Genomic DNA, 26,515 nt, shown 5'->3' with positions numbered 1-26,515 from the left:
GCCCATTCCTCACTCTGCAGACGGCGGCCCGCCGACACTGGCGGGCCCCACCAGCGTAGAACCTGCCTCCGACACGGAGCTTGTGAGGTAGGGCTCAGTTCGGCCGGAGGGAGCGGGGGCTATCGCGATCTATCGTGTTTGGGTACGCTGTTCCCGTGGACCTTCAGAAGCAGACCGCTGCCGCAACCACACCGCCCACCCGGCTGCGCGCGTCGGACGCCGACCGCGACCGTGTCGCCGACATCCTGCGCGAGGCCCTGGCCGAGGGCCGGCTGACCGCCGACGAGCACGCCGAGCGCGTGGAGGGCGTGCTGGCCGCCAAGACGGTCGGTGAACTGGAGGTCTTCATACAGGACCTGCCCGCCGCCCACGCCCGCCGTACGGCACCCGGCGGCGCCCCGAGCCGGCCCGACCGCGGCGCGATCCCCGCCGACCCCGACGACAACGTGGTCGCGGTGTTCAGCAGCGCCAGCCGCCGGGGCCGCTGGCGCGCGGGCCGCCGTATCCACGCCTACGCGGTCTTCGGCAGCGTCGAGATCGACCTCAGCGAGGCGCTCTTCGAGTACCAGCAGGTCATGATCAAGGCCTGGTCCGTCTTCGGCAACGTCGAGGTGTACGTCCCGGAGAACGTGTCGCTGCGCGGCACCGGCGGCGGAGTCCTCGGCAACTTCGAGGTGGACGCCCTCGACTCGCCCGAGCCCGACGCCCCGGTGGTCTACATCGACGGCTGGGCGGTGCTCGGCAACATCGAGGGCCGGCCGAAACGCGGCAGGTTCGTCGCGGACATCCTCGATCGCGTGCACCGCAAGGTCGACAAGGGTTTGCGCAAACACCTGGACCGTTGACGGTCGTGAATCGCGCCGCGCCCCCAGGGGCCCTCGGACCCCACCCGACCGCGCAGGACTCCCCGGAATCCAGCGGTTCGGAACGGAGTGCATAGGCGCGCGCACAGCGGGTAGGCCTTGCTGCATCGTCTCTCGCTCGCGAAGCCGTCGTCAGGAGTAGACCCGTGCTGCAACCGCCGCATTCGTCCCTGCAGGTCGCCGCCGTTCCGGCCCAGCGGGTGCCAGCGCGCGACCAAGACGCTCCCTGGCACACCGAGGCGGTGTGCCGGCGTGACGAGGCCGGCCTGTTCTTCGCTCCCTCCAAGGAGCCCACCGCCGCCCGGCTCTCCCGCGAAGAGGCCGCGAAACGGGTCTGCGCCCGCTGTCCCGTCATGGTGGAGTGCCGGGAGCACGCCCTGCTCCAGCCCGAGCCCTACGGCGTGTGGGGCGGCCTCACCGCCGCCGAACGCCGGGTCGTCCTGGCCCGACGCCGCCGCCGCGACATGGAACTGAAGAAGGCGGCCAGGACGGCGGACCGCATAGCGCAGGCGGGCTAGCCGCGCCGACGCGGACGTGGGCGCCCCCTCCGCACCGGGGGCGCCCACTTCTTGACGTGCGGTGTGGTGGACCACTCGCTTTTCAGGGGCGCGGGGCTGCTACTTGGCGCGATCGAAGTCGACCGCGCTGTACGCCCGCAGCTTGCTGAGCCGGTGCACCGAGTCGATCCGCCGCACCGTCCCCGACCGCGACCGCATCACGATCGAGTCGGTCGTCGCGGTCTCCGACCGGTACCGCACCCCGCGCAGCAGCTCCCCGTCCGTGATCCCGGTGGCGACGAAGAACACGTTCTCGCCCTGGACCAGGTCCTCGGTCGTCAGCACCCGGTCGAGATCGTGCCCCGCGTCGACCGCCCGCTGCCGCTCCTCGTCGTCCTTGGGCCACAGCTTGCCCTGGATGGTGCCGCCCAGGCACTTCACCGCGCAGGCCGAGATGATGCCCTCCGGCGTACCGCCGATGCCGAGCAGCAGGTCGATACCGGTGCCCTCGCGCAGCGCCAGGATCGAGCCGGCCACATCGCCGTCGGAGATCAGCTTGATGCGCGCCCCGGTGTCCCGGATCTCCTTGATGATGCCCTCGTGCCGCGGCCGGTCCAGGATGACGACGGTGACGTCCTCCGGGGTGGCCCGCTTGGCCTTGGCGACCCGCCGGATGTTGACCTCGACGGGGGCGTTGATGTCGACGAACTCGGCCGCCTCCGGGCCGGTGACCAGTTTGTCCATGTAGAACACGGCGGAGGGGTCGAACATCGCGCCCCGCTCGGTCGCCGCGAGCACCGCGATCGCGTTCGGCATGCCCTTGGCCGTCAGCGTGGTCCCGTCGATCGGGTCGACGGCGATGTCCACCTCCGGCCCGGTCCCGTCGCCGACGCGCTCGCCGTTGAACAGCATCGGCGCCTCGTCCTTCTCGCCCTCACCGATGACGACGACGCCGTTCATCGAGACGGTCGAGACGAGGGTCCGCATCGCGCGCACCGCGGCACCGTCGGCGCCGTTCTTGTCACCGCGGCCCACCCAGCGGCCGGCGGCCATCGCGGCGGCTTCGGTCACGCGGACCAGTTCGAGGGCGAGGTTGCGGTCGGGGGCCTCGGAAGGAACATCGAGCTCGGACGGCAGATGATGATTCTCGGTCATCGGAGCGCACCTTTCTGATACGACGACGGCCGGATGAGGGTTCGATCCTCGACTCTATCGTCAGTCCGACAAAATGAGCAGGGGACCCCACGGATGAGCGGACCGGGCACCTGCGACGATAGGGGGCGTGGCAGGTTCGAACGGCAAGCAGAAGACGGCCCGGGACATGGTTCTCTCCCTGGGCCTCATCGTCATCGCGGCGTATGTGATCTACCTCTTCGTCCCGCACGACGAGACCGCTCCCGACGTCAAGCGGGTCGACTACCGCGTCGAGCTGCTCACGGCACGCCGTGCGGCGTCGTACCCGGTGGCTGCGCCCGAGGGCCTGCCCGAGAGCTGGAAGGCGACCTCCGTGCGCTTCCGGGGCGCCGAGTTCGACTCCTGGCATCTCGGCTTCCACACTCCCGACGGGGAGTACGTCGCGATCGAGCAGTCCACTCAGAAGCGCGCGGAGTTCATCGAGGAGGCGAGCCAGGGCGCCAAGGCGACCAAGGTCACCGAGGACATCGCCGGCCGCACCTGGACCCGCTACGCCGGCGGCCGTTACGACGCCCTCGTCCTCCAGGGCACCGACGGCTCGACGACGGTCGTCGCGGGCACGGCGTCCTTCGACCGTCTGACGGAGATGGCGAAGGCGCTGAAGACGGCGTGAGCGCCCCCTGACCGGTACGCGAAGAGGCCCCCGGCCGGCTGGCAGGGGGCCTCTCGTGCGTCGCGATGGGTCCGTCTCGATCCGCTCGATCTGCTCGATCCGCTAGATCCGCTCGGACGGTTCGGACGGTTCAGACGGTGGTGACGACCTGGTCGTAGGCGAGGCGCGGGGAACGCGGGTACGCGGCGTCCGGGCCGGGCTTGCCGATGTTGATCACCATCAGCGGGGTGTGGTCGTCGTCGAGGAACTCCTTGCGGACGCCCTCGAAGTCCAGGCCGGTCATCGGGCCGGCGGCCAGACCGGCGGCGCGGATGCCGACGATGAAGTACGCGGCCTGCAGGGCGGCGTTCATCCCGGCGGCGCCCTCACGGGCCGCGCGCTCGGCGAAGAACAGGTCCTTGGCCTGCGGGAAGGCCGGGAACAGGGTCGGCAGCTCCTCGTGGAACTCGTTGTCCGCGGAGAGGATCGCGACCAGCGGGGCCGTGGACGTCTTGGCCTTGTTGCCGTCGGCCATGTGCTGCACCAGCCGCTCACGGGCCTCGGCCGAGCGGACCAGGGTGATGCGCAGCGGGGTCTGGTTGAAGGCGGTCGGGCCGAACTTGACCAGGTCGTAGATCGCCTGGATCTGCTCGTCGGTCACCGGCTCGTCGGTGAAGGTGTTCGCGGTGTGGGCTTCGCGGAACAGCAGGTCCTGGGCGGTGGGGTCAAGAACGAGAGACATGCGTGGACTTCCTCGGTGTGGGGCGCCTGACTCCGTTCCGGACCGTGGTCCGGATCGGCTGATGTCGACGACCGTACGCGAGGAGAGGTTCAAGTTTCAACAAAAGACGGGTATCGGTGACCCGGCTCACAGTGGCACCCCGCCGCCGCGCTCACTCGCCGTCCGCTTCCCCCTCCTCGGCCAGCGCCGCGTCCAGCCGCGCCCGCGCACCCTCCAGCCAGCGCCGGCACACCTTGGCCAGCTCCTCCCCGCGCTCCCACAGGGCGAGCGACTCCTCCAGCGTCGTACCCCCCGCCTCCAGGCGTCGTACGACGTCGATCAACTCGTCCCGGGCCTGCTCGTACCCGAGGGCTTCCTCAGCCTTGCTCGTCATGCGGCGTTTCCTTCTCGTCGACTCGAACCATGAACTCGCCCTCGGCGACCCGCGCGCGCAGCACCTCGGCCGCACCCACCTCGCCCGGATCCCGGACCACATGCCCGTCGGCCCGCTGCAGTACCGCGTACCCCCGCTTCAGCGTCGCGGCCGGCGAGAGGGCCACCACGCGCGCGTGCGTGTGCGTGAGCTCCGAGTCGGCGCGGTCCAGCAGATGCCCGAGCGTGCGCCGGGACCGCTCGACGAGCGAGGTGACCTGATCGGCGCGCTCCTCGACCATCCGGTGCGGATCCTGTATCACCGGCCGCCCGAGAGCGTGCGCGAGCCCGCGCTCCTCCCGCTCCACGAACGCCTGCGCACACCGCCGCGCCCGCCCGCGCAGCATCCGCACCCGCTCCAGCTCCTCGCCGACGTCCGGTACGACCTTCTTGGCGGCGTCGGTGGGCGTGGAGGCCCGCAGGTCCGCGACCTGGTCGAGGAGCGGATGGTCGGGCTCGTGCCCGATGGCCGAGACCACGGGCGTACGACAGGCGGCGACCGCCCGCACCAGCTGCTCGTCGGAGAACGGCAGCAGATCCTCCACGCTGCCGCCGCCCCGCGCCACGACGATCACATCGACCTCGGGGATCTCGTCCAGCTCCTTCACGGCCTGGACGACCTGCGCCACCGCGTGCACCCCCTGCACGGCGACATTGCGCACCTCGAAGCGGACCGCGGGCCACCGGTGCCGCGCGTTCTCCAGCACGTCCCGCTCCGCGGCGGACGCCCGCCCGCACACCAGCCCGATCAGCTGCGGCAGAAAGGGCAGCGGCTTCTTCCGGTCGGCCGAGAACAGCCCCTCCGCCGCCAGCGACTTCTTCAGCTGCTCCAGCCGGGCCAGCAGCTCCCCGACCCCCACCGGCCGTATCTCCACGGCCCGCAGCGACAACTGCCCCCGCGGCGCGTACCACTCGGGCTTCGCGTGGACGACGACCCGGGCGCCCTCCCCGACGACGTCCGCGACGGTGTCGAAGACCTGCCGGTAGCAGGTCACGCCCACCGAGATGTCGTGCGAGGGATCCCGCAGCGTCAGGAACACGACGCCCGCCCCCGGACGCCGCGACAACTGGGTGATCTGCCCCTCGACCCACACGGCGCCGAGCCGCTCGATCCATCCCCCGATGAGCCGGGACACCTCGCCGACGGGCAGCGGGGCGTCCGCGGACGTGTTCACAGCCATGCGACCGAGAGTATCGGCAGGCACCGACAACGCCGCTGAGCGTTTCCGGCGGGCGCGGGGCGGCACGGCGGGCGGCCTTACGATGGGACACATGACTGCTTCGCCAGCCCGCCGCCGTGTCCTGCTCGCCGCTCCCCGGGGCTACTGCGCGGGCGTGGACCGCGCCGTGATCGCCGTCGAGAAGGCCCTGGAGCAGTACGGGGCCCCGGTCTACGTCCGGCACGAGATCGTCCACAACAAGTACGTCGTGCAGACCCTGGAGAAGAAGGGCGCGATCTTCGTCGAGCGGACCGAGGAGGTCCCGCCGGGCAACATCGTGATGTTCTCGGCGCACGGAGTCGCGCCCGTGGTGCACGAGGAGGCCGCGCGCGGGCAGCTCGCCACCATCGACGCGACCTGCCCCCTGGTCACCAAGGTCCACAAGGAAGCCGTCCGCTTCGCCGGCGAGGACTACGACATCCTCCTGATCGGCCACGAGGGCCACGAGGAGGTCATCGGCACCTCCGGCGAGGCCCCCGACCACATCCAGCTCGTCGACGGCCCCGGCGACGTCGCCAAGGTGGAGGTCCGCGACCCCTCCAAGGTCGTCTGGCTGTCCCAGACCACCCTCTCGGTCGACGAGACCATGGAGACGGTCGACGCCCTCAAGGAGAAGTTCCCGCAGCTCATCTCCCCGCCGAGCGACGACATCTGCTACGCCACGCAGAACCGTCAGCTCGCCGTGAAGCAGATGGGCGCCGAGGCCGAACTGGTCATCGTGGTCGGCTCCCGCAACTCCTCCAACTCCAAGCGGCTCGTCGAGGTCGCCAAGCTGGCCGGTGCCCGCGCGTCGTACCTGGTGGACTTCGCGAGCGAGATCGACGAGACCTGGCTGGAGGGCGTGAGCACGGTCGGTGTCACCTCCGGCGCCTCCGTCCCCGAGGTCCTCGTCGAGGAGGTCCTCGCCTTCCTCGCCGAGCGCGGCTACGGGGACGTCGAGCTGGTCAAGGCCGCCGACGAGCACATCACCTTCTCGCTGCCCAAGGAGCTGCGCCGCGACCTGCGCGAGGAGGCGGCGGCCCTGGTGGCGGCGCGCGGCGGCAGCGGGGCCGAGGGCTCCCGGGCCGCCTCGGGTGAGTGACTGTCAGTCGTCCGTCGTAACGTAGGGCCATGCAGATCTTCGGCGTGGACATCGGCGGATCCGGGATCAAGGGCGCCCCTGTGGACCTGGACAAGGGCGACCTGGCTCAGGAGCGCCTGAAAGTGCTCACCCCGCAACCGGCGACGCCGGATGCGGTGGCCGACGGCGTCAAGGAAGTCGTCGAGCACTTCGGCTGGACGGGACCGGTCGGCCTCACCTTCCCCGGTGTGGTCACCGGCGGCTCCCACATCCGTACGGCGGCCAATGTCGACAAGGCCTGGATCGACACCGACGCGCGCGCGTTGTTCAGCGAGCGGCTGGGCGGCCTCCCCGTGACCGTCGTCAACGACGCGGACGCGGCGGGCGTCGCCGAGATGTCCTTCGGCGCCGGCCGCGACCGCAAGGGCACGGTCATCCTGCTGACCTTCGGCACGGGCATCGGCAGCGCCGTCTTCACCGACGGCGTCCTCCTCTCCAACACCGAACTCGGCCACCTCGAGCTGAACGGCCACGACGCGGAGAAGCGGGCCTCCAGCAAGGCGAAGGAAGACCACGAGCTGACCTGGGAACACTGGGCCCGCCGGGTCACCAGGTACCTCGCCCACGTCGAGATGCTGTTCTCTCCCGAGCTCTTCATCATCGGCGGCGGGGTCAGCCGCAAGGCGGAGAAGTTCCTGCACTACATCGAGGGCATCCAAGCCGAGATCGTCCCGGCCCAACTGCAGAACAACGCGGGGATCGTGGGGGCGGCCATGAGGGCGACGACGGGCACCCGGGCGGGCTGAGCCCTGCGCCGACCGGGGCGCGGCGGGGCCGGGCGCGGCGGTGGATCAGATCAGGAAACCTGACCCGAGGGCCGTGAACCCCGGCTCGCGGACCCCGGCTCGCGGTCCGGCGGCCCTGCGTCGGGGGCGTGGCCCGGCTCGGCGGAGCGGATCGGGGACCCGGCGTGCGGGTCCCGGACCCCGTCGGGGCACCACCCCGGTGCCTGCCGTCATCGGATCAGGAAGCCCGGCTCGAGGGGCGCGGGCCCCGGCTTGCGCTCGCTGTCCGGCGGCGGGCCGCTGCCCGGCGTACGCCCCGTACCAGGACGGTCGCGGCCGCGAGAAGCGTTCCGGCGTAGAGCCAGCCGGCCTGCGTGGCCAGTGCCGTGACCAGTTCCATCAGCCGCGCCCCGAGCCCGTCCGCACCCCCGACGACGGGCAGCAGACCCACCGCGAAGGCGATCGGCACGACCACGGGCGCCGACAGCAGATCCCCCGGGCGCACCCACAGCGCGACCAGCAGACACACCGGCAGGAACAACACGCCGTACACGGTCAGCGAGCTGTCGAACAGCATCTCGTCCACACCCCCGAGCGCGAACATCACCACCCCACCGAACAGCCCGCTCCCCAGCCCGGTGAGCCGGGGGTTCGGCCACCGGCCCCCGGCCCCTCCGGCGGACTTGGCCGGGGACAGGGGCGTGCCGGGGGCGGCGGAAGGACGGCCGGTGGGGGAGGGGCGCCCGGTGACGGAGGGGCGACCGGTGGGGGAAGGACGCCTGGTGGGGAAAGGACGGCTGGTTGGGGAAGGACGCCCGGTTGGGGAAGGACGGCTGGTTGGGGATGGGCGCCCACCGGGGGACGATCCGCCACTGGGGGAAGGGCGCCCAGCGGGGGAGGGCCCGCTACCTGGGGAGGGACGGCCACCAGGAAGGTGTCCGCCACCTGGGAAGGGGCGGCCGCCCGGAAGAGGTCCGCCAGCCGGAAGGGGTCCGCCACCTGGGGATGGGCGCCCACCGGGGGACGATCCGCCACTGGGGGAAGGGCGCCCAGCGGGGGAGGGCCCGCCACCTGGGGAGGGACGGCCACCAGGAAGAGGTCCGCCACCCGGAACAGGTCCGCCACCCGGAACAGGTCCGCCAGCCGGAAGGGGTCCGCCACCTGGGGAGGGACGGCCACCAGGAAGGGGTCCGCCACCTGGGAAGGGACGGCCACCCGGAAGAGGCCCGCCGCCCGGAACAGGTCCGCCACCCGGAAGGGGTCCGCCACCCGGTGAGGGGCGGTCACCGGAGGGAGGCCGCCGGCCGTAGGAAGCACGCGGACCGGCGGACGGCCGCGCACCCCTGCCCCCGGACGACCCCGAATCCAAGGACGGCCGCAGGCCCGTTGACGGGCGGGGACCTGCGGACGGCCGCAGGCCCGTTGACGGGCGGGGACCTGCGGACGGCCGCAGGCCCGTTGACGGGCGGGGACCTGCGGACGGCCGCAGGCCCGTTGACGGGCGGGGACCTGCGGACGGCCGCAGGCCCGTTGACGGGCGCAGACCCTCGGATGGCCCGGCACCTTCGGATGGCCCCGGGCCTTCACATGGCCCGGGACGTCCGGACGGCCCGGGACCCGAGGAGGGGCGTCGACCGGCGAAGGGACGAGGGTCCGGTGAGGGCTCCCGGCCGTCCTCGGCCCGCTGAGCCACGACCGGCGCCGGGCGGGAAGCCCCCGACAGGCGCTTCGTCCTCGACCGGGCGGGCAGCTTCATGGGCCGGGGCGGCTCCGACGGGCGAGGCGGCACCGAGCGTCGGCCGGCCCCCACGTCGGAACACGCCGGCCCGCGCTCCCTCCCGCCTGCGGAATCGCCTGCTGAATCCCCCGAACCCTCGGCGGGCTCCCCATGCTTCTCCCTCCGTGGCCGCAGCTCGAGGCCCGCCCCCGCCGACACCCCCGACGAGGTTTCCCGGGCTGTCTGGGGCGGCAGCGGCGGTGGCGAAGGCGGGTCGCGGCGCGTCGCGCTCTGCGGGGGTCGCGTCCTGTGTTGCTCCACTGCACCAACTTAGGTCGGTTTATGTGCCGAATCGGGTGTCGGACACGCCGAGGGACGGACGGTGACCATGCGTTCGACAGGGCCGCCGGTCCGGTGCCCGGCACGCCGTAAACTGGTGGATCGGTCGGCCTCTCGGCCCGCCCCGGCCTTCTCACCACGGGAACCGGCCCCTGGCCCTCTGACTACGGGAAGTCGCAACGTGTCGCTCACGATCGGAATCGTCGGTCTGCCGAATGTCGGCAAGTCGACCCTGTTCAACGCCCTGACCAAGAACGACGTGCTGGCGGCCAACTACCCGTTCGCCACGATCGAGCCGAACGTCGGCGTGGTCGGCGTCCCCGACGCCCGGCTCACCAAGCTGGCCGAGATCTTCTCCTCCCAGCGGATCCTCCCGGCGACGGTCGACTTCGTCGACATCGCCGGCATCGTGCGCGGCGCCTCCGAGGGCGAGGGCCTCGGCAACAAGTTCCTGGCGAACATCCGTGAGTCCGACGCGATCTGCCAGGTCATCCGTGCCTTCAAGGACGAGAACGTCGTGCATGTCGACGGCAAGGTCTCGCCCAAGGACGACATCGAGACGATCAACACCGAGCTGATCCTGGCGGACCTCCAGACGATCGAGAAGGTCCTCCCGCGCCTCCAGAAGGAGTCGCGCATCAAGAAGGACGTGGCCCCCAAGGTCAAGGCCGTCGAGGAGGCCAAGGAGATCCTGGAGAAGGGCGACACCCTGTTCTCCCAGGGCATCGTCCAGGGCGGTGAGCGCGCCGAGCTCCTGCACGACCTGCACCTGCTCACCACCAAGCCGTTCCTCTACGTCTTCAACGTCGACGAGGACGAGCTGACCGACGACGGTTTCAAGGACGAGCAGCGCGCCCTGGTCGCCCCGGCCGAGGCGATCTTCCTCAACGCCAAGCTGGAGGCGGACCTCGCCGAGTTGGACGAGGCGGACGCCATGGAGCTGCTGGAGTCGGTCGGCGCCGAGGAGCCCGGCCTCGCGACCCTCGCCCGCGTCGGCTTCGACACCCTCGGCCTCCAGACCTACCTCACGGCCGGCCCCAAGGAATCCCGCGCCTGGACCATCAAGAAGGGCGCGACGGCTCCCGAGGCGGCCGGTGTCATCCACACCGACTTCCAGAAGGGCTTCATCAAGGCCGAGGTCATCTCGTTCGCCGACCTGGTGGAAACCGGCTCGGTCACCGAGGCCCGCGCCAAGGGCAAGGCCCGCATGGAGGGCAAGGACTACATCATGCAGGACGGCGACGTCGTGGAGTTCCGCTTCAACGTGTGATCGTGTGATTACCGCGTGCTGGACATGTCGTCGAGCATGCAGGTCGGAGGGGGCGGGCTCTGGCGAGCCCGCCCCCTCCGTGTTCCCGCGCCGACCCGATGCAACGGCACAGGGTGCTTCAGGGTGCCCCGGAAGACGCCGGCGGGCGCGTGGACGCCGGTCGGTTCGTCGAGTTCGTAGACGTGGATGACAGGAGTGCCGACCGCGTCCCCTATGTGCCAATGGTGCGGGTATGTGCCAATGGTGCGGGATCTTGGCCTCCGCGTACTTGCGCAGCTTCACCGTGCGGTCGCGGTGGGCGGACTCCGGTGGGACGACCTCGACGACGAGCCGGGCCTCTTCCGCTGCGTACCACGTGCGGGCACTCGCCCCGGCGATGGCGGGGCTGTCGCCGTCGGTGACCGCGGAGGCCGGGGTCGAGTCGATGCCGGGGATGCCGGGGTGGGTGACGGTCTCCACCTGCGGGCTGAGGGCCTCGTCCGCGAGGGCGGCGCGCGCGACGCGTTGGTCCGGCCGGTCCGTGGGACGGCCGGGGTGAGGGCGGGCAGCAGGCCGGTCCACGACGGGAGCATCAGGGCCAGGGCGACGGCCGCCACGTGTGCGGGCTGCGCGAGGGTCGCGGTGGTGGTGCCGGACGCCGCCCGGTCCACCCATCCGCCCGGCCTGAGCGCGGCCCGGCAGTCGAGGCCGAGGGGCGGTGGTCGTCAGCGGGGTGCGAGCCCGCCCGGGAGGAGGATGTCGGGAAAGGCCGCGCCTGGCCCCAGGTCGAATTCGTCGCCGTCCGGGTCGAGCGGCGGCGTCGTGATCGGGCGGAGGCAGGACTTGCTCAATACTCAATCTTTACACTTTCCTTTACACCTGGCATGATCGAATGTGTGCCAGCCGCACCGCAAACCGCGTACGAACATCTGACCAATGTCCGTATTTGTTCGCGTGTCGGCATGGGTGTGAACGGGGGTTTTTCTATTGACGACTTATTCGGTTCTGGTGCCTTTCTTACCGAGGCGCCCTGAGTAACTTCTTCCGTACGCGGGCCTGGTTCAATGGACTCGGGCCGAGCGCCTGTGGCAGGGGCAGGCGCTGTTCCTGGAGCCGCATCAGGGATTCGCGTACGCGGCGGGAGCCGGCTTCCGGGTGCCGACCGGGCTCGGTGTCACGCTCATGCCGCTCCGGCATCCTTACGAGGCGGCGCTCCAGGTGCGGTCCCTCGCCCTGGCGACGGGCCGGCCGGTCGTGGCCGGATTCGGCCCCGGCGCCAGATCGATGCAGCGGAGCCTGCTCGGCGAGCCGTACCGCAGTCCACTGACCGCCGCACGCGAGTACCTGACGATCGTCCGGGGCCTGCTGGCCCTTGATGTCGTCGACCTCAAGGGCGAGTACTTCTCCTGTCACGGCGCGCTGCACGCCTTTCCCGCCCCTCCGGTCGAACTCGGCCTCGGCGTGCTCCGCCCCGGCATGGCCCGGCTCGCCGGGGAGCTCGCCGATGTCGCGATCACCTGGCTGACGCCCGCCTCCTACCTGGAGGACGTCGACTGCCGGCGATGCGTGAAGGCGCCGCGACGGCCGGCAGACCCGTACCGCGGCTGACGGCGATCGTGCCGATCGCACTGGAGTGCGAGGGTCACGAGCCGGGCACCTTCGCGCTGGCCGGCAACGCCGCCCACCTGCAAGGGCCGCACCACCTCGATATGCTGCGCCGGGCCGGTGTCGGAGTGGGCGGCGGGGATCTCAAGGCCGACGCGCAGGCCCTCGTGGAGGGCGGGGCGTTCCTCGGCGGCGACACGGACGGACTGCTCGCACGATTGAGTGCGTACGAAAAGGCCGGAGTGGACGAAGTCGTGCTGAATGTGACCGGGGTCTTCAATGTCGCCGGCGCGCAGGAAGCGATGTCCGATCTCAAGCGGATCCTTGCCGCGTTGTCTGCCTGACAAAGTATGTGCCGGACAATCGTCTGTTAGGTAACCGTCTGCTTTTCGGCGCGAATATGCGCTTTTTCGAATCACATGCCCGTGACGCATGTGCTTTCAGGTAACCCGTTGGCGCGCCGGACTTTTCTTCAGGTGGGTCTCTTCGTGCTGCGCGCGGCCGGTCCACGTATATGGGAAATCAATCGGGGGATGAAAAAGGGGATGCGATGTCTGTGCTGAAAGAGCGCCTCATGAGCTGGGCGACCGGGCGCACGACGGTGTCCCAGAACGCCGGACACGCTGCCCGCACCGTCGTTCTGGAGGACGCCGCGCACCTGGCGGCCCTGCTGGCATCCGACGCCGTGGACGCCGACACCATGATCTTCGTGCCGGGCGTGGAGGGCTCCGCGGGCTCCGCCGACAGCCCCACCGTCATCGGCTACGAGGGCTCACTCGCCGAACCGGGCACCGAGTTCACCCACGACCCCGGCTTCTACCTCCAGATCCAGGCGTACGGCATCAGTGAGTACATGTCGGTCGTCGGGCCCACCCTCGTACGTGTGGCGGACGCGACGGACTTCGAGTCCTACCTCCTCGACGCCGACCGCGCGCACGACCAGGGCATGTTCGCCGACTCTCACCAACCCCGCCATCCAGCTCGCGGACCTGCCCGGGCTCGGGGCCGGCCAGAGCGGGGACGGGCCCGGACTGCGGCTGTACGTGGGGCCCTCGGGACAGGTGTCGACCTCCCCGGGCGGCAGCCCTCTCGGCAGGACGTCCACGACGGCGACCGCGACCACCACCGCGTCGACCGCCGGAGCGGGGATCCGCGCCCACCACGCCCGGGGCGTGGTGCCGGGTGGCAGCATGGAACGTGACGGGTGGACCGCGCACCCGGCACACCGGGGGAGGGGCGCATGGGGCGGGTCGAGGAGGCGCAGGCCGTCGGGAGCGCCGCGCCGCCGCCGTACGATCCCGCCCCGGCCGTGGGACGACGGGCGCGCGAGCTGTGCGAGGCGGGGACGCGGCTGTACGACGCCGCCCGCACCCTGCGCGCCGACCACGCCCGCGCCCTGGAAGCGGTGCGGGCCGCCCACGCGCCGCTGCGGGACGCCCTCGTCGCCGAGGAACTGCGGACCATCCCGCCGGCCCGGCTGAAGGAGGTCACCGGGGGCCGGCTGCGGCTCCCCGCGCTGGAGGCGGCCGGCTTCGACTCGGTGGGCGCCGTGCACGCGGCGAGCCGGCACACACTCCGGCAGATCCCCGGGGTCGGCCCGCAGACCGCCGACCAGGCGCTCGCCGCCGCCCGGCAACTCGCCCGCGCGGTGGAGGAGACGGTGTCCGTACGGATCGACGTCGACGCCCCCGAACCCCGCACCACCGCCCTCGTCACCGCGCTGTACCGGCTGGTCGGGGCCGGACCCGACCTGCCCCGGGCCGTCGCCGCCGCCGAACGGTACGAGACCCGCCTCGCCGCCCTGCTGCCCGCACTGCGCCCGGCCACCGGCCGGCTGCGGCTGGCGCTCGCGGGCCGTGGCCGCCGCGAGGCCGCCCGCGCGGCCGGGCCGGAGCTGCGGGACCTGACGGCCGAGGCGGCCCGCACGGACGTGCCGTTGCTGCTGGCGCAGACCACGGCCGACCTGCTGCGCGAACCCGCCGCCGAGCTCGAGGCGTGGGTCGACTTCGAGGTGCGCTCCGCCGAGTACTACAGCCTTCTGGCGGAGATCTGCGCGCTCCCGGCGGACGTGGCGGCGGCCGAGGGGTTCATGCCCTCCGAGGTCGCCGAACAGGTGCGCGCACAGCCGCTGGACGACACCCACCGCCGGGTCTCCCTGCGCGGCTACCAGGCCTTCGGCGCCCGCTTCGCGCTCGCCCGGCGCCGGGTGATCATCGGCGACGAGATGGGGCTCGGCAAGACCGTGCAGGCCATCGCCGTGCTCGCGCATCTCGCGGCGGAGGGGAAGACCCACTTCCTGGTGGTCTGCCCGGCCGGTGTCCTCATCAACTGGACCCGAGAGATCCGCGCCCGCAGCACGCTCAGGGCGGTGCCGGTGCACGGACCGGACCGGCGGGACGCGCACGCGGAGTGGCGCGAGCGCGGCGGAGTCGCCGTCACCACCTTCGACGTGCTGCACACCCTGCCCGCGCCGGAGCCCGCCACCGCACCGGGTCTGCTGGTCGTCGACGAGGCGCACTACGTCAAGAACCCCGCCACCCGCCGCGCCCGCTCGGTCGCCGTGTGGACCGGCGCCTGCGACCGCGTCCTGTTCCTCACCGGTACGCCGATGGAGAACCGCGTCGCGGAGTTCCGCGCCCTCGTCGCCCCGCTCCGCCCCGAACTGCTCCCGGAGATCCACGACAGCGACGCGGCGGCCGGACCGCATGTCTTCCGCAAGGCGGTCGCCCCCGCCTATCTGCGCCGCAACCAGAAGGACGTCCTCACCGAACTGCCCGCGCTGATCCAGGTCGACGCATGGGAGGAGTTCGGCGCCGCCGACCGGGACGCCTACCGGGCGGCCGTCGCCGAGGGGAACTTCATGGCGATGCGCCGTGCCGCGTACGCCGATCCGGAGAAGTCCGCGAAGCTCCAGCGGCTGCGCGAACTGGTCGCGGAGGCGGCGGTCAACGGCCTGAAAGTGGTCGTGTTCTCGTACTTCCGCGGCGTCCTCGACACCGTCCGGGAGGCGCTCGGCGACGCGGTGCACGGCCCGCTGACGGGATCCGTGTCCGCCGCCCGCCGGCAGCGGCTGGTCGACGACTTCACGGCCGCCGAGGGGCACGCGGTGCTGCTCTGCCAGATCGAGGCGGGCGGCGTCGGCCTCAACCTCCAGGCCGCCTCCGTGGTCGTCCTGTGCGAACCGCAGACCAAGCCGACCCTGGAACACCAGGCCGTGGCCCGCGCGCACCGGATGGGCCAGGTCCGCCCGGTCCAGGTGCACCGTCTGCTGGTCACCGACAGCGTGGACGACCGGCTGCTGCGGATCCTGGCCGGCAAGAACCGCCTCTTCGACGCCTACGCCCGCCGCAGCGACACGGCGGAGTCCACCCCGGACGCGATCGACGTCTCCGACGACGGCCTGGCCCGCCGCATCGTGGAGGAGGAACAGCGCAGGCTCGCGGGCGAGGCTCAGAAGACCACGGGTGTCCCGTCCCCCTCCTCCGGCCACCCGTAGTCCTCCTCCCGCCACACCTTCGGCTCGCTCACCCACCCGGCCGTCAGGACCAGACCGCTCGCCCGGTGGACGGCGAGGAAGCCGAAGGGGCGGTCGAAGGCGGCGCGCACGACCGTCGTCTCGTACGGCAGTTCCTCCGCGCTCAGCCAGACCGCCTCCGCCGCCGTCACCGCGGTCGCCCGGAAGCCCTCCGCGCTGAAGACGGCCGTGGCCGTCTGGCGGGCGGAGCGCAGCCCGAGCGGGGCCCGGCTGATGCCGGGGAAGTGTCCGGGCCGGCCGTCGGTGGCGGTCACCAGGCCGAACAGGTCCCGGTGGGTCAGGAAGTCGTGCTCGGAGGTCAGTTCGAACTCCATGGCGGCGAGGACGACGGAGGGCGGCGCGGGCTCCCGCACCCGCTGCCGCGCCACGCACACCCCGGGCCCGGCCACACCGAGCGGAAGCCGCCCACCGGGAACGGCCGTGAGCCGGCCCCCGAGGATCTCCGCCCCCGCCTCCAGCACCTGCCCCGGCGTCATCCGCTCCTCCCCGAGCAGCAGATGGACGTCCAGCCCGTTCGTGCCCCGCACCCTCGCCTCGGTCACCGCCCCGCCGGGCGCCCGCGCCACCCCGACGGCGTCGAGATCGGTGGTCGTCCGCCGCAGCCCGGCCACGTCCTCACCGGTCGGCCGCCCGCCCGTCCAGGCGCCGATGTCCCCGGTGAACGGCTCCTCCCAGTCCGTCCGCAGCGCCGACGCCGTCGCCAGTACCAGCGAGCCGTCCCGGTCCAGCCGTACCGGCATCCGTCCGATCCGCCCACCGGTCCGCTTCGCCGCCCAGGCGTCCAGCGCCGCCCGGTCGGCCTCCGCGTCCCCGGTGAGCACCCCGTGCGCCTCGGCGGGCAGCCCCGCTGCCCAGGCCTCCTCCAGCTCCACCGTCCGAGCCGTCCACAGCCCGAGAGCGGCCTCCACGCCCTCGGCGCACTCCAGCAGGCCCAGCAACTCCCGCGCCGCACCCGCCGCCTGATCCGCCGCCAGCCCGAGGGCGTCCGCGAGTTCCTCCCGGGCGGCTCCCTCGGCGCCGTCCGTGAGGAAGGCCAGCAGGGGCCAGACGCCCGCCGCCGAGAAGACCGAGTTCCCGTCCGCGCGGACCTCCCCGGCCCAGCGCGCGGCAAGCGCGTTCACCGCCCGAATCGTCGCGTTCGCGACCACCGTTCCTCCCCCGTGAGCAACACGCTTACGATGCCGCCCAGCCGCGTCGGTCGCCTCTCGGTTCCGTACCGCTGTCGGACCCCGCTGCCAGACTGCCCGCACCCCGCCTCGATCCGCCCGAACCAGGAGCACGGTACCCGTGTCCATACCCCCGCCCCCAGGGCCCCAGCAGCCCCAGGACCCGTACCAGCCTCCGCAGCCGCACGGCCCGTATCCGCAGGGGCCGTACCCCCAGGCTCCCCAGGCTCCCCAGGCCCCCCAGGGCCCCTACGGTGCCGTGCCCGCGCCGTACCAGGTCTGGGGGCAGGGGTACACGCCCTTCGCCCGCCCCGCGCCGGTCAACGGTGTCGCCATCGCCGCCCTCGTGCTGGGTCTGCTCTGCTTCCTGCCGGCCGTCGGGCTGATCCTCGGGATCATCGCGCTGGTGCAGATCAGGAAGCGGGGCGAGCGCGGCAGGGGGATGGCGATCGCGGGCGCGGTCGTGTCCTCCCTCGGCCTCGCGCTGTGGGCCCTGTCGCTGTCCACGAACGTCGCCTCCGAGTTCTGGGAGGGCGTCAAGGAGGGCGCGAGGGGCAGCAGTTACGCGCTCGCCGCGGGCGACTGCTTCGACGTCCCGGGCCGGGGCTTCGACCAGGACGTCTACGACGTCGACGAGGTGCCCTGCGCCGACCCGCACGAGGGCGAGGTGTTCGGCACGATCCCGCTGTCCGGCGACGACTACCCGGGCGACGGATACGTCACGGACCAGGCCGAGGACACGTGCTGGACCCTCCAGGACGCCTACGCCATGGACCCCTGGGCGCTGGGCGACGAGGTCGACGTCTACTACCTCACGCCGACCGCGGAGAGCTGGGAGTGGGGCGACCGCGAGATCACCTGCGTCTTCGCCCACACCGACGAGACCGGCACCCTGACCGGCTCGCTGCGCGCCGACGAAACGAACCTGGACGCGGACCAGCTGGCCTTCCTGAAGGCGATGGCGGCGATCGACGAGGTCCTCTACGAGGAGCCCGAGGACTACGCCGAGGAGGACCTGGACGCCAACAAGGACTGGGCGGCGGACGTCCGGGACGTGCTCGCCGAGCAGGCCGGGGCACTGGGCGGCCGTACCTGGTCCGCGGACGCCGGGAAGCCGGTGGACGCCCTGGTCGAGGACATGCGGGACGCGCGGGCGGACTGGGCGAAGGCGGCCACCGCGGGGGACGCCGACACGTTCTACCTGCACTACGACAGCGGCTACGCGTACGTCGACGGCGACACCACCGTCGCCGCCCGCGAGGCCCTGGACCTGGCCACCACCCCGCCCTCGTACGACGAGGACGAATACGGCGAGGGCGGCTCGGGCGCCGGCGGGAGCGGCAGCGAGGACGTGTGATCGCCGCCATAGCGGGGAGAAACTGCCTGCGTAAAGCCTTTCCGGGGCACATGTCATCACATCGAGTGATTCTCTGGCCTTTGCTTGCATGGTCGAACCCACGGTTGCCACGCTGTAGCTGTCTGTACAACCTGATGGGAGCGGCCAGTGACATTCGGTGAGCAGCCGGCGTACCTGCGTGTCGCGGGCGATCTCCGCAAGAAGATCGTGGACGGCTCGCTGCCACCGCACGCCCGGCTGCCGTCCCAGGCCAGAATCCGCGAGGAGTACGGCGTCTCGGACACCGTCGCCCTGGAGGCCCGCAAGGTCCTGATGGCCGAGGGCCTGGTCGAGGGCCGCTCCGGATCCGGTACGTATGTCCGCGAGCGGCCGGTGCCCCGCCGGATCGCCCGCTCCGGCTACCGGCCCCCGGGCGGGGCCACACCGTTCCGCCAGGAGCAGGCCGAGGCGCACGCCCGCGGGACCTGGGAGTCCAGCAGCCGGCAGAGCGAGGCGAGCGGCGCGGTCGCCGAGCGGCTGGGCATCAAGGCCGGGGACCGCGTGATGTGCACCAAGTACGTCTTCCGGGAGGCCGGCGAGACGATGATGCTCTCCACCTCCTGGGAACCCCTCGCCGTCACCGGCCGTACGCCCGTCATGCTGCCCGAGGAGGGCCCGCTCGGCGGCATGGGCGTGGTCGAGCGGATGCGCGCCATCGACGTGATCGTGGACAACGTGACGGAGGAGGTGGGCGCCCGCCCGGGCCTCGCCGAGGAACTCCTCGCCCTCGGCGGCGTCCCCGGCCATGTCGTCCTGGTCGTCCAGCGCACGTACTACGCCTCGGGCCGCCCCGTGGAGACGGCCGACGTGGTCATCCCGGCCGACCGCTACCGTGTCGCGTACCACCTGCCCGTCAGATAGCCCGCGCCACCGGACGGCCGTGGGCGACGGTCCTCGGCCGTCCTTGCGGTAGCGCATCGCTGCGGGCGGCGCACACCCTTCCGGCAGTTGCCCCCGGAAAACGCCCGCACGCAGCGCGTCCGCGTGCCGTCGGGATCCGGTCGTTTCCGGTCGTTCTCGCAGGTCGTCCCATATATGCCCGACCCCCCGCCGACCGGACGCGTCAGCGCGCCCGCACGGCGCGTTCGGCCACGTGCGCCCCCTGCGTCTTGGCTGGTTGCGTACCTCTTTGTGCAAAGCCGTGTTCGCTGTGTAAAGGTAAGGCGTACGCTCGGGCATATGCGGATTGCGGTTTCCTTAGAGGGCGGGGCGCGGGGCGGGCCGTGCCGGGGAAGCGGAGGGGCGCGATGAACGAGGGCACCATCTCTCTGCCCTGGCTCGTCATACGGCAGGACGACAACGGCAATCGCTACCGCGTGGGCCGGTACGCCACCCGGGCGGAGGCCCAGAAGATCGCGGACAGCCTCGACGACCGTGGCCACAAGCAGCTCTACTGGGTCGAGCGCATCGGCCAGAGCCAGGCCCAGAGCGGAGACAGCACCCGGAACTGACCGACACCTGACCCACACCTGACCCACACCGACGTCCCGTAGGCTCCGGCGCATGACCGAACGGACCGTGGTGGTCGCAGCCGCCCTCCTCGACGCGGGCCGGCTGCTCGCCGCGCGCCGCAGCGCACCCCCCGAGCTGGCCGGCCGCTGGGAGCTGCCCGGCGGCAAGGTCGAGCCCGGCGAGCGGCCCGAGGCCGCCCTCGTGCGCGAGCTGCGCGAGGAACTGGGCGTCGACACCGAGGCCGTGGAGCGTGTCCCGGGCGAATGGCCCCTCAGGGCGCCCTATGTGCTCCAGGTGTGGACCGCCCGGCTGCGCCCCGGCTCCGCGGCCCCCGCGCCGCTCCAGGACCACGACGAACTGCGCTGGCTCGCCCCCGGCGAGATCTGGGACGTGCCCTGGCTGGACCAGGACGTCCCCGCCGTACGGGAGACCCTCACCCGGCTCGGCACCCGGGCCCACTGACCCGGCCCGCCCGCTCCCCGCCTCCCCTCCCCTCCCCTCCCCTCCCCTTCCTGTCCGTCCGGGGCGCCTTCCCCGGCCGTCCGAGCGGTACCGCCCCCTGGATATCGGGTATGTCCCCATTAACCCCATGAAACCGGACGTGGGTGTACTCGCTGGCCCGGGAAGTGATCGGTGTGGTCGACACCGAAGACGGCTGCGCCGAGTGGACGTTTCCGGCGGACCCCGGCGCGGTGGCCACCGCCCGCCGCGTCGTCCGGGGCCGGCTGCACGGCTGGGGCCTCGACAGCCTGGGAGACATCGCGGCCCTGCTGGTCAGCGAGCTGGTGACGAACGCCCTGCGGCACGCCACCGGCCCCATCGGCGTCCGCCTGGTCCGCCCGGCCGGCCTCGAGGGCGTCCTGCTGGTCGAGGTCTCCGACCCGCTGCCCGACCCGCCCCGCGAGCGCGCCGCCCGGCCCGAGGACGAGAGCGGCCGCGGACTGCAACTGGTGGCATCCTCCTCCCGGCGCTGGGGAACCCGGCCGGGAGAGAGCGGGAAGACGGTCTGGTTCGAACTCGCGGTGCCGGGCTGACCGGTGCCGACCGGGTGTACAGCGGGCGCTCCGCCGTCACCCGTCCGGTGCCCGCCGGCGACCGGTCCCGGAAGGTGTGGTTCGACCACGTGCCCGCTGGTTAGAAGACTGGATGTGTTGTCGCGGAACGGTCCAAAAACAGCCTGGACCGTGCTGTGATCGTGAACACCGTGTCGTGCGGCTCCGTAGTGCTGGATACTGCGGGCAGCCGCCGCCGGTGACCGGTACCGGGCGCGGTGAGCTGGAGGGGACGGTTCGCGTGAGCGAGATACCAGCGAAGGCCACGGGGTCCGAGGACCCGTCGGGCGGCGCGAGGGCCAGGGCCGCAGGGGCGTTCGCTTCGGACGCGTCCCCGGCCCCGGACCGCGCGTACGGCGGACTCGCGGACGGCGGGGCGGCGCCGGGTGACGCCGTGTGGCAGAGCAGCCCGCCCGGCTCCATCTACGACTACATCAAGGTCGCGTCCTTCTCGATCGGCCCCGACGGGCTCGTCGACCAGTGGAGCCTGCGCGCCGAACAGATCTTCGGCATCTCCGCGGACCGCGCGGTCGGCATGGACCCCATCGAGGCGTTCATCGACCCGGACCTGCGCGAGCGCGGCGAGCGCAAGATGGCCGAGATCCTCGACGGACGGGAGTGGACCGGAGTGGTCCCCTTCCGGATGCCGGACCCCGTCCCCGGCGGCGGACGCGGCGAGCGCGGGCTCGCCGAGGTGTACGTCATGCCGACCCGCAGCCTCGACGGCGACAACGCCGCCGTGTGCATCGTCGTCGACGTCCGCACCCTGCGCAGCATCGAGACCGACCTCGCCGCCTCACAGGCCATTTTCGGCCAATCCCCGTTCGGCTTCCTGCTGATCGACCCCGACCTGCGGGTCCGCCGCGCCAACCACCGGTTCGCCTCCATCTTCGGCGGCACCCCCGACGACCACCGGGGCAAGGGCGTCCACGACTATCTTCCCCGGCCCGAGGCCGAGCGGGTCAGCGCCACCCTGCGCCGGGTCCTGGAGACCGGCGACTCCATCACGGACATGCACGTCACCGGCTTCGTACCGGGCTCCGACGAACGCCGCCACTGGTCCATCAACCTCTACCGCGTGCACAGCGGCACCGGCCGCCCCATCGGCATCGCCTGGCTCGGCACCGACATCACCGCCCGCCGCGCCGCCGCCCGCGAGGCCGCCGCCGCACGGCGCAATCTCGCCCTTCTGAACGAGGCGGGCGCCCGCATAGGGAACTCCCTCGACCTGGAGACCACCGCACGCGAACTCCTCGACGTCGTCGTGCCCGGCTTCTGCGACCTCGCCACCGTCGACCTCTACCAGGGCCTCCTGGCCGGCGACGAGACCCCGCCCGGCCTCGCCGACGGCAGCGCCGAACTGCGCCGGGTCGCCTTCTCCTCCGCCGTCTCCGACGCCCCGTACTCGGCCACCGGCGCGCCCGTCGCGGTCGGCGCGGTCCACCACTTCCCCTTCAACTCCCCGTGCGCGGACGCCCTGCGCACGGCCCGCCCGCAGAGCATCCCCGGCGAGGAGGGCGGCCTCGTGCAGTCCACGCTCGCCATCCCGATGGTCGCCCACGACACCGTCGTAGGCCTCGCGCAGTTCTCCCGTACGAAGGGCAGCGAGCCGTTCGGGGACCGGGACCGGGATCTGGCCTGGGAACTGGCGGCACGGGCCGCCGTCTGTATCGACAACGCCCGCCTCTACCGCCGTGAGCACGAGCGGGCGTTGATACTGCAACGGTCCCTGCTGCCCCCCGGCGACCCGGTCGCCTCCGGCCTCGACATCGCCTGCCGCTACCTCCCGGGCAATGTCTCCACGGGCCGGCCCAGCGAGGTCGGCGGCGACTGGTTCGACGTCATCGAACTCCCCGGCCACCGTACGGCCCTCGTCGTCGGCGACGTCATGGGCCGCGGCCTGCGCGCGGCCGTCGCGATGGGCGAACTGCGCACCGCCGTCCGCACCCTGGCCCTGCTCGACCTCGAACCCGCCGAGGTCCTCTCCGCGCTGGACGAGATCGCCCGCGGACTCGGCACCCCCGGCGGCGTCCAGCAGGCCACCCGCGCCGCCCGCCGCCCCCGCGAGGCCGACCTCTCCGAGGTGTACCTCGCGACCTGCGTGTACGCCGTCTACGACTCCGTCACCCGGCGCTGCACCTTCGCCAACGCGGGCCACCTCCCGCCCGTCCTGGTCGAACCCGGCGAACCGGCGCTGATGCTCGACGTCCCGCCCGGCATGCCGCTCGGCGTCGGCGGCGAACCCTTCGAGGAGGTGGAGGTCGACCTCCCCGAGGGCGCGCTGCTCGCCCTCTACACGGACGGCCTCGTCGAGTCCCGCGACCACCCCCTGGACGAGGGCCTCCAGGCCTTCGTCGGCGCCCTCACGGACCCCACCCGCCCCCTGGAGGACGTCTGCGACCACGTCCTCAACACCCTCGACACCCACCACGGCGAGGACGACATCGCGCTGTTGATGGCACGTGTACAGGGCCTTCCCGAGGACAGTGTCGGCGACTGGACCCTCCCTCGCGAGCCGCGCAGCGTCGGCCGGGCGCGGGAGTACGCCCGCACCCGGCTCCTCTCCTGGGATCTCGAACCCCTGGTCGACACCACGGAGTTGCTGGTCAGCGAACTCGTCACGAACGCCCTGCGCTACGGCGAGGGCGAGATCCGGCTCCGCCTCCTCCTCGACCGCACCCTGGTCTGCGAGGTCTGGGACGCCGGCCTGGTCCAGCCACGCCGCCGCCGCGCCCGCGACACGGACGAGGGCGGCCGCGGCCTCCAACTCGTCGGCCTCCTCAGCGCGGCCTGGGGCTCCCGCCGCACACCCCGCGGCAAGACGGTCTGGTTCGAACTACCCCTCCCGGACGGCGAAACAGGGCTGACGGATCCGGCGGAGGCGTTGCTGAGCCTGTTCTGACCGGGTACGTCAGGTCGGGAACTCACCGACCCAGGCGCGCTTGAGCAACTCGCCGGGGAGGTAGTCGGATTCGACATCGATGGGGAACCCGGCGTCGTAGGCGAGGCAGGCGACGGCGAGAGGGCCGAGCGCCAGGTAGCCGTCGACCGTCTCTTCGCGTTCCTCCGACGCCGTCCAGAACGACTTATGGAGCTCCAAGGCCTCGACGAGGGCCTGCCGGAAACCTTCGTGGTCCTTGCGGAGGAAAAACTGGAAGAGATTGATCGGCTGATAAAGAATCTTGTCCAGCAGTTCTCGGTCGGCGATGTGCACGACGTCCGGTTCGGAAGTCCGGATCGCCGCGAGCAGTTTCTCACCCAGTCCCGGGCGCTCCGACCAGTACGTCTGGAGAGCGTCGATCCAATGGTAAACGTACTCGTCGTAGTCCACTCCTGACGAGCGCAGGAATTCGACCGAAACCTCGCACAGTTGGGTCATGCGGGCCTGTTCACGGCAGACGACCGCCAGCCAGAACGCGGTGAGCCAGTTTCCAGCATTCGTGTAGTACTGATGACCGGTTGCCGGGATTGTTCGCATCACGTCCGCGATACGGCACCCGACGGTACCCTCCGTCCGAACTGCGGCGGCGAATGCCGAGGAATACACCTGCATCGCGGTGACGGTGGCTTCCCAGGTACGGAGATGAGAGGCATCGGGATCGACCGCCAGGCGCGCGTTAAGGTAGGTTGACGCGCCTCCCATAGCTCCGTCGAACATACGCGGCGAATTTTCCAGGACGGCGATTGTCCGTTCCAGTCCCTCGCTCAAGGTCTGCGCGTACGCCTCGTCATCAGGGCCGGGACTGCCGTGCCGGATCACCCTTGCTGTCACTGAACTCTCCCGTCACCCGATGTCGAACTGCTGCTTCTCGTAGCCAGCGTACAGACCGCCGTCGACCTTGCCCTTGACGAGAATGTAGTCAACCTTGCCTTCGGCCAGGGCGATCTTCAAGTCCGCAGCAAGCCGTGCCTCACTCGGATATTTCCGGCCCCTGCTCTCCATCTTCTGGATGATGTCCATGAAGTATTCCCTGGTGCCCTGCATGGCGGCCCTCTTGCCGTCGAGGTAGGGCACATCCCTCTTACCCAGCTTGGTATCGACCGTCGATTTGGCCTCGACGACGACGAATCTTCCGTCCTCGCGGCGCCACAACTGATCGAACTGGTCATTTCCGTTCGCCGGACCATGGAGAGTCTCCCGGACCGAATTCGGGTAGAGCTCGGGAATCACCTGGTGCTCCGCGACGGCCTCGCCGAAGGCTTCGGCAGCCTTGGTCCGTTCGTTCATCGCGGACTTGTACTCGTTGCCGGCATCGTCCAGCGCCCCGTGCGAGTCGTCCCAGCCCTCGATGATGTCCCTGTGGTGCTCGGCGCTCTTCGAGTAGTCGATCGAACTCCTCCGGTGCGCCGCGGCCTCATCCAGATGCCGGAGCGTCTCGTCGTTCAGCACCTGGTGCCGGCTGCGACTCACTTCGGCACTGTCGATGTACTTTTCGGGAATGGGGGGCGGCGCGTCAGAAGCCGCGGTCTTCACCCCGGTGACGGGATCGACGTGCATCTGAACCGGGGCGTAACCACTCTCGTCCGGGATGTTCGTCCTGAGCCGACGTCCGTCGTCGTAGTAGTACTTTTCGTAGTAGCCCGGTTCGTGATTGGCCCGGTAGACCTGAATTTCCTTGATCTGTTCGGGAGTCAATGAATCCTTCGGGCCGTATGGATTGCCGCCGTCCCGCATGAAGTCAGGACGCTCAGGCGCGGCGTGGTGGCCCGCCGCGGTCGCGTCGTCGCCCAGGTCGCCCGGGCCGCCGCCGTGCGGGGTGTCCGGGGTAGGGCCGGGGAAGTCGTGGCCGGACGTGCCCGGGAGGTCATGGCCGCCGGTGCCCGGGAGGTCGTGCCCCGCGCCCGGGCCGGTCTCGGTGGTGTGGCCGCCCGGGGCGTGGTCGCCGGTCGATGTTTCCGGGATCGCGTTGTCGCCGGCGCTCGCCGGGGCGGGGGTGTCGATGCTGTTCCGCGCCGCATTGTCCCCCACCCCTCCCCCCGGCAGATGGTCCGCGGTGCCGCCGGGGAGGTGGTCGACTGTGTGGGTCGCCGGGGTGGTGGTGGCGTTGTCGCCGGTGCGGCCGATGTCGCCGAGGTCGGTGTCGAGGCTGTTGCCGAGGTTGATGTGCTGCGCGCCGGACTCGGCGGTGTGGGTGCCGGCGCCGACCAGGGCCGGTTCCTTGGTCGGGGTGTCGACTCGGGGGAGGTCGGCTCCCGAGGCGGGGGTGCCGGGCTGGTCGACGATGTCGCCCGGGCCGTCCGCTGCTTCCTTCAGGACGGTGCCGTTCTCGTCGAGGAGGTTGCCCTGCGGGTCGTAGTAGCGGGCCGGGGCGCCCGCGTCCGTGGGGAGTTTGACCGAGCCTTCCGGAATGGCCGGAGTGTTGTCGGGGAGTTTGAAGGTGCCGTCCGGAAGCTTGGTCACGCCTTCCGGGACCGCCGCGCCCTCGGGCAGGTGGATCGTGCCGTCGGGGAGGTGGACCGTGCCCTCGGGCAGGGTGATCGCGTTCTCGGGCAGCTTGGGGATCTCGATGTTCCCCATGCCCTTCAACGCCTTGCTGATGTCGCCGATCTTCGACAGGCCCGCGCCCGCGCCCTTGGCGATGTACGTCATCGGGTCGATCACACGACCCGCCTTGCCCGCGATCGACAGCGCCTTGGCGA

At 71.6% G+C, this 26,515-nt stretch carries 24 protein-coding genes and 1 pseudogene; 16 read left to right on the top strand and 9 right to left on the bottom strand.

Translation table 11 applies throughout. From position 1 onward, the window contains the following. Window positions 1-155 precede the first annotated feature (155 nt). Complete coding sequence (locus AQJ64_RS13565; RefSeq protein WP_055639044.1) at window positions 156-845, top strand: DUF1707 SHOCT-like domain-containing protein; 690 nt, start codon at window positions 156-158, stop codon at window positions 843-845. A 164-nt stretch (window positions 846-1,009) separates the two neighbouring features. Next, window positions 1,010-1,381, top strand: a complete 372-nt coding sequence (locus AQJ64_RS13560; protein ID WP_055639043.1) for a WhiB family transcriptional regulator — start codon at window positions 1,010-1,012, stop codon at window positions 1,379-1,381. Between the two features lie 99 nt (window positions 1,382-1,480). Here AQJ64_RS13560 and glpX read toward each other — a convergent pair whose 3' ends face one another. Then, window positions 1,481-2,515, bottom strand: coding sequence for a class II fructose-bisphosphatase (gene glpX / locus AQJ64_RS13555; protein WP_055639042.1), 1,035 nt, complete (start codon window positions 2,513-2,515; stop codon window positions 1,481-1,483). Between the two features lie 127 nt (window positions 2,516-2,642). Between glpX and AQJ64_RS13550 the strand changes: the two genes are divergently transcribed. Further along, window positions 2,643-3,167, top strand: a complete 525-nt coding sequence (locus AQJ64_RS13550) for a DUF4245 domain-containing protein (RefSeq protein WP_055639041.1) — start codon at window positions 2,643-2,645, stop codon at window positions 3,165-3,167. A 130-nt stretch (window positions 3,168-3,297) separates the two neighbouring features. On the opposite strand, the gene AQJ64_RS13545 is transcribed toward AQJ64_RS13550, so the two are convergent. The 3 genes from AQJ64_RS13545 to xseA form a co-directional block, all read right to left on the bottom strand. Next, window positions 3,298-3,888, bottom strand: coding sequence for a malonic semialdehyde reductase (locus tag AQJ64_RS13545; RefSeq protein WP_055639040.1), 591 nt, complete (start codon window positions 3,886-3,888; stop codon window positions 3,298-3,300). Window positions 3,889-4,039: 151 nt separating this feature from the next. Continuing rightward, on the bottom strand, window positions 4,040-4,261 hold the full coding sequence (locus AQJ64_RS13540) for an exodeoxyribonuclease VII small subunit (protein ID WP_055639039.1): 222 nt from the start codon (window positions 4,259-4,261) through the stop codon (window positions 4,040-4,042). Further along, complete coding sequence (gene xseA / locus AQJ64_RS13535; RefSeq protein WP_055639038.1) at window positions 4,245-5,480, bottom strand: exodeoxyribonuclease VII large subunit; 1,236 nt, start codon at window positions 5,478-5,480, stop codon at window positions 4,245-4,247. Before xseA ends, AQJ64_RS13540 begins: the two co-directional genes overlap by 17 nt. A gap of 82 nt (window positions 5,481-5,562) precedes the next feature. Between xseA and AQJ64_RS13530 the strand changes: the two genes are divergently transcribed. Further along, on the top strand, window positions 5,563-6,600 hold the full coding sequence (locus tag AQJ64_RS13530; RefSeq protein ID WP_079061636.1) for a 4-hydroxy-3-methylbut-2-enyl diphosphate reductase: 1,038 nt from the start codon (window positions 5,563-5,565) through the stop codon (window positions 6,598-6,600). Window positions 6,601-6,629: 29 nt separating this feature from the next. Continuing rightward, entirely contained in the window at window positions 6,630-7,385 is a 756-nt protein-coding gene (ppgK, locus tag AQJ64_RS13525) for a polyphosphate--glucose phosphotransferase (RefSeq protein ID WP_055639036.1), read from the top strand. A 217-nt stretch (window positions 7,386-7,602) separates the two neighbouring features. Here the strand turns inward: ppgK and AQJ64_RS13520 are convergent, their stop codons facing one another. Beyond that, on the bottom strand, window positions 7,603-7,968 hold the full coding sequence (locus AQJ64_RS13520; protein ID WP_063788890.1) for a DUF6542 domain-containing protein: 366 nt from the start codon (window positions 7,966-7,968) through the stop codon (window positions 7,603-7,605). Between the two features lie 1,633 nt (window positions 7,969-9,601). On the opposite strand from AQJ64_RS13520, the gene ychF reads away from it, so the two are divergent. After that, window positions 9,602-10,690, top strand: a complete 1,089-nt coding sequence (ychF, locus tag AQJ64_RS13515; RefSeq protein ID WP_055635207.1) for a redox-regulated ATPase YchF — start codon at window positions 9,602-9,604, stop codon at window positions 10,688-10,690. 8 nt (window positions 10,691-10,698) lie between these two features. On the opposite strand, the pseudogene AQJ64_RS50720 reads toward ychF, so the two are convergent. Continuing rightward, window positions 10,699-11,050: pseudogene (locus AQJ64_RS50720) on the bottom strand (hypothetical protein); the annotation flags it as partial. Between the two features lie 675 nt (window positions 11,051-11,725). On the opposite strand from AQJ64_RS50720, the gene AQJ64_RS52015 reads away from it, so the two are divergent. The 4 genes from AQJ64_RS52015 (at window position 11,726) to AQJ64_RS13495 (ending at window position 15,770) form a co-directional block, all read left to right on the top strand. After that, a complete protein-coding gene (locus tag AQJ64_RS52015; protein ID WP_342342291.1) occupies window positions 11,726-12,277 on the top strand; it encodes an LLM class flavin-dependent oxidoreductase in 552 nt (183 codons plus the stop codon). Further along, window positions 12,232-12,618 carry a hypothetical protein gene (locus AQJ64_RS52010; RefSeq protein WP_342342288.1) on the top strand — a complete coding sequence of 129 codons (387 nt, stop codon included), beginning with the start codon at window positions 12,232-12,234 and terminating at the stop codon, window positions 12,616-12,618. Before AQJ64_RS52015 ends, AQJ64_RS52010 begins: the two co-directional genes overlap by 46 nt. A gap of 206 nt (window positions 12,619-12,824) precedes the next feature. Continuing rightward, complete coding sequence (gene mpaB / locus AQJ64_RS13500; protein WP_055635209.1) at window positions 12,825-13,475, top strand: daptide biosynthesis RiPP recognition protein; 651 nt, start codon at window positions 12,825-12,827, stop codon at window positions 13,473-13,475. A gap of 39 nt (window positions 13,476-13,514) precedes the next feature. Further along, window positions 13,515-15,770, top strand: coding sequence for a DEAD/DEAH box helicase (locus AQJ64_RS13495; RefSeq protein WP_079061635.1), 2,256 nt, complete (start codon window positions 13,515-13,517; stop codon window positions 15,768-15,770). On the opposite strand, the gene AQJ64_RS13490 is transcribed toward AQJ64_RS13495, so the two are convergent. Beyond that, a complete protein-coding gene (locus tag AQJ64_RS13490; RefSeq protein ID WP_244902650.1) occupies window positions 15,725-16,930 on the bottom strand; it encodes a serpin family protein in 1,206 nt (401 codons plus the stop codon). The two genes, AQJ64_RS13495 and AQJ64_RS13490, sit on opposite strands and share 46 nt — an antisense overlap. A 166-nt stretch (window positions 16,931-17,096) precedes the next feature. Here AQJ64_RS13490 and AQJ64_RS13485 point away from each other — a divergent pair, with 166 nt between their 5' ends. From AQJ64_RS13485 to AQJ64_RS13460, 6 genes are all read left to right on the top strand, one after another. Next, complete coding sequence (locus AQJ64_RS13485) at window positions 17,097-18,332, top strand: DUF4190 domain-containing protein (protein WP_059202652.1); 1,236 nt, start codon at window positions 17,097-17,099, stop codon at window positions 18,330-18,332. 147 nt (window positions 18,333-18,479) lie between these two features. Continuing rightward, window positions 18,480-19,232 (top strand): GntR family transcriptional regulator, encoded by a 753-nt coding sequence (locus tag AQJ64_RS13480; protein ID WP_055639047.1) that lies wholly within the window; start codon window positions 18,480-18,482, stop codon window positions 19,230-19,232. A gap of 386 nt (window positions 19,233-19,618) precedes the next feature. Beyond that, window positions 19,619-19,822, top strand: a complete 204-nt coding sequence (locus tag AQJ64_RS13475) for an SPOR domain-containing protein (RefSeq protein WP_059202651.1) — start codon at window positions 19,619-19,621, stop codon at window positions 19,820-19,822. A 52-nt stretch (window positions 19,823-19,874) separates the two neighbouring features. Next, window positions 19,875-20,285 (top strand): (deoxy)nucleoside triphosphate pyrophosphohydrolase, encoded by a 411-nt coding sequence (locus tag AQJ64_RS13470; RefSeq protein WP_059202650.1) that lies wholly within the window; start codon window positions 19,875-19,877, stop codon window positions 20,283-20,285. 164 nt (window positions 20,286-20,449) lie between these two features. Then, window positions 20,450-20,857: an ATP-binding protein gene (locus tag AQJ64_RS13465; RefSeq protein ID WP_244902655.1), complete on the top strand. Its 408-nt coding sequence runs from the start codon at window positions 20,450-20,452 to the stop codon at window positions 20,855-20,857. A 259-nt stretch (window positions 20,858-21,116) separates the two neighbouring features. After that, complete coding sequence (locus AQJ64_RS13460) at window positions 21,117-23,777, top strand: SpoIIE family protein phosphatase (RefSeq protein ID WP_055636055.1); 2,661 nt, start codon at window positions 21,117-21,119, stop codon at window positions 23,775-23,777. Window positions 23,778-23,786: 9 nt separating this feature from the next. Here the strand turns inward: AQJ64_RS13460 and AQJ64_RS13455 are convergent, their stop codons facing one another. Further along, window positions 23,787-24,647, bottom strand: a complete 861-nt coding sequence (locus AQJ64_RS13455) for an immunity 49 family protein (RefSeq protein ID WP_055636054.1) — start codon at window positions 24,645-24,647, stop codon at window positions 23,787-23,789. Window positions 24,648-24,659: 12 nt separating this feature from the next. Continuing rightward, window positions 24,660-26,465, bottom strand: a complete 1,806-nt coding sequence (locus tag AQJ64_RS47935) for a hypothetical protein (protein WP_211286479.1) — start codon at window positions 26,463-26,465, stop codon at window positions 24,660-24,662. Between the last annotated feature and the right edge of the window lie 50 nt (window positions 26,466-26,515).

This window comes from Streptomyces griseoruber, from assembly GCF_001514205.1.
In the GTDB taxonomy this organism is placed as follows: Bacteria; Actinomycetota; Actinomycetes; order Streptomycetales; family Streptomycetaceae; genus Streptomyces; species Streptomyces griseoruber.
This window is presented reverse-complemented; position numbering and strand designations above follow the sequence as displayed.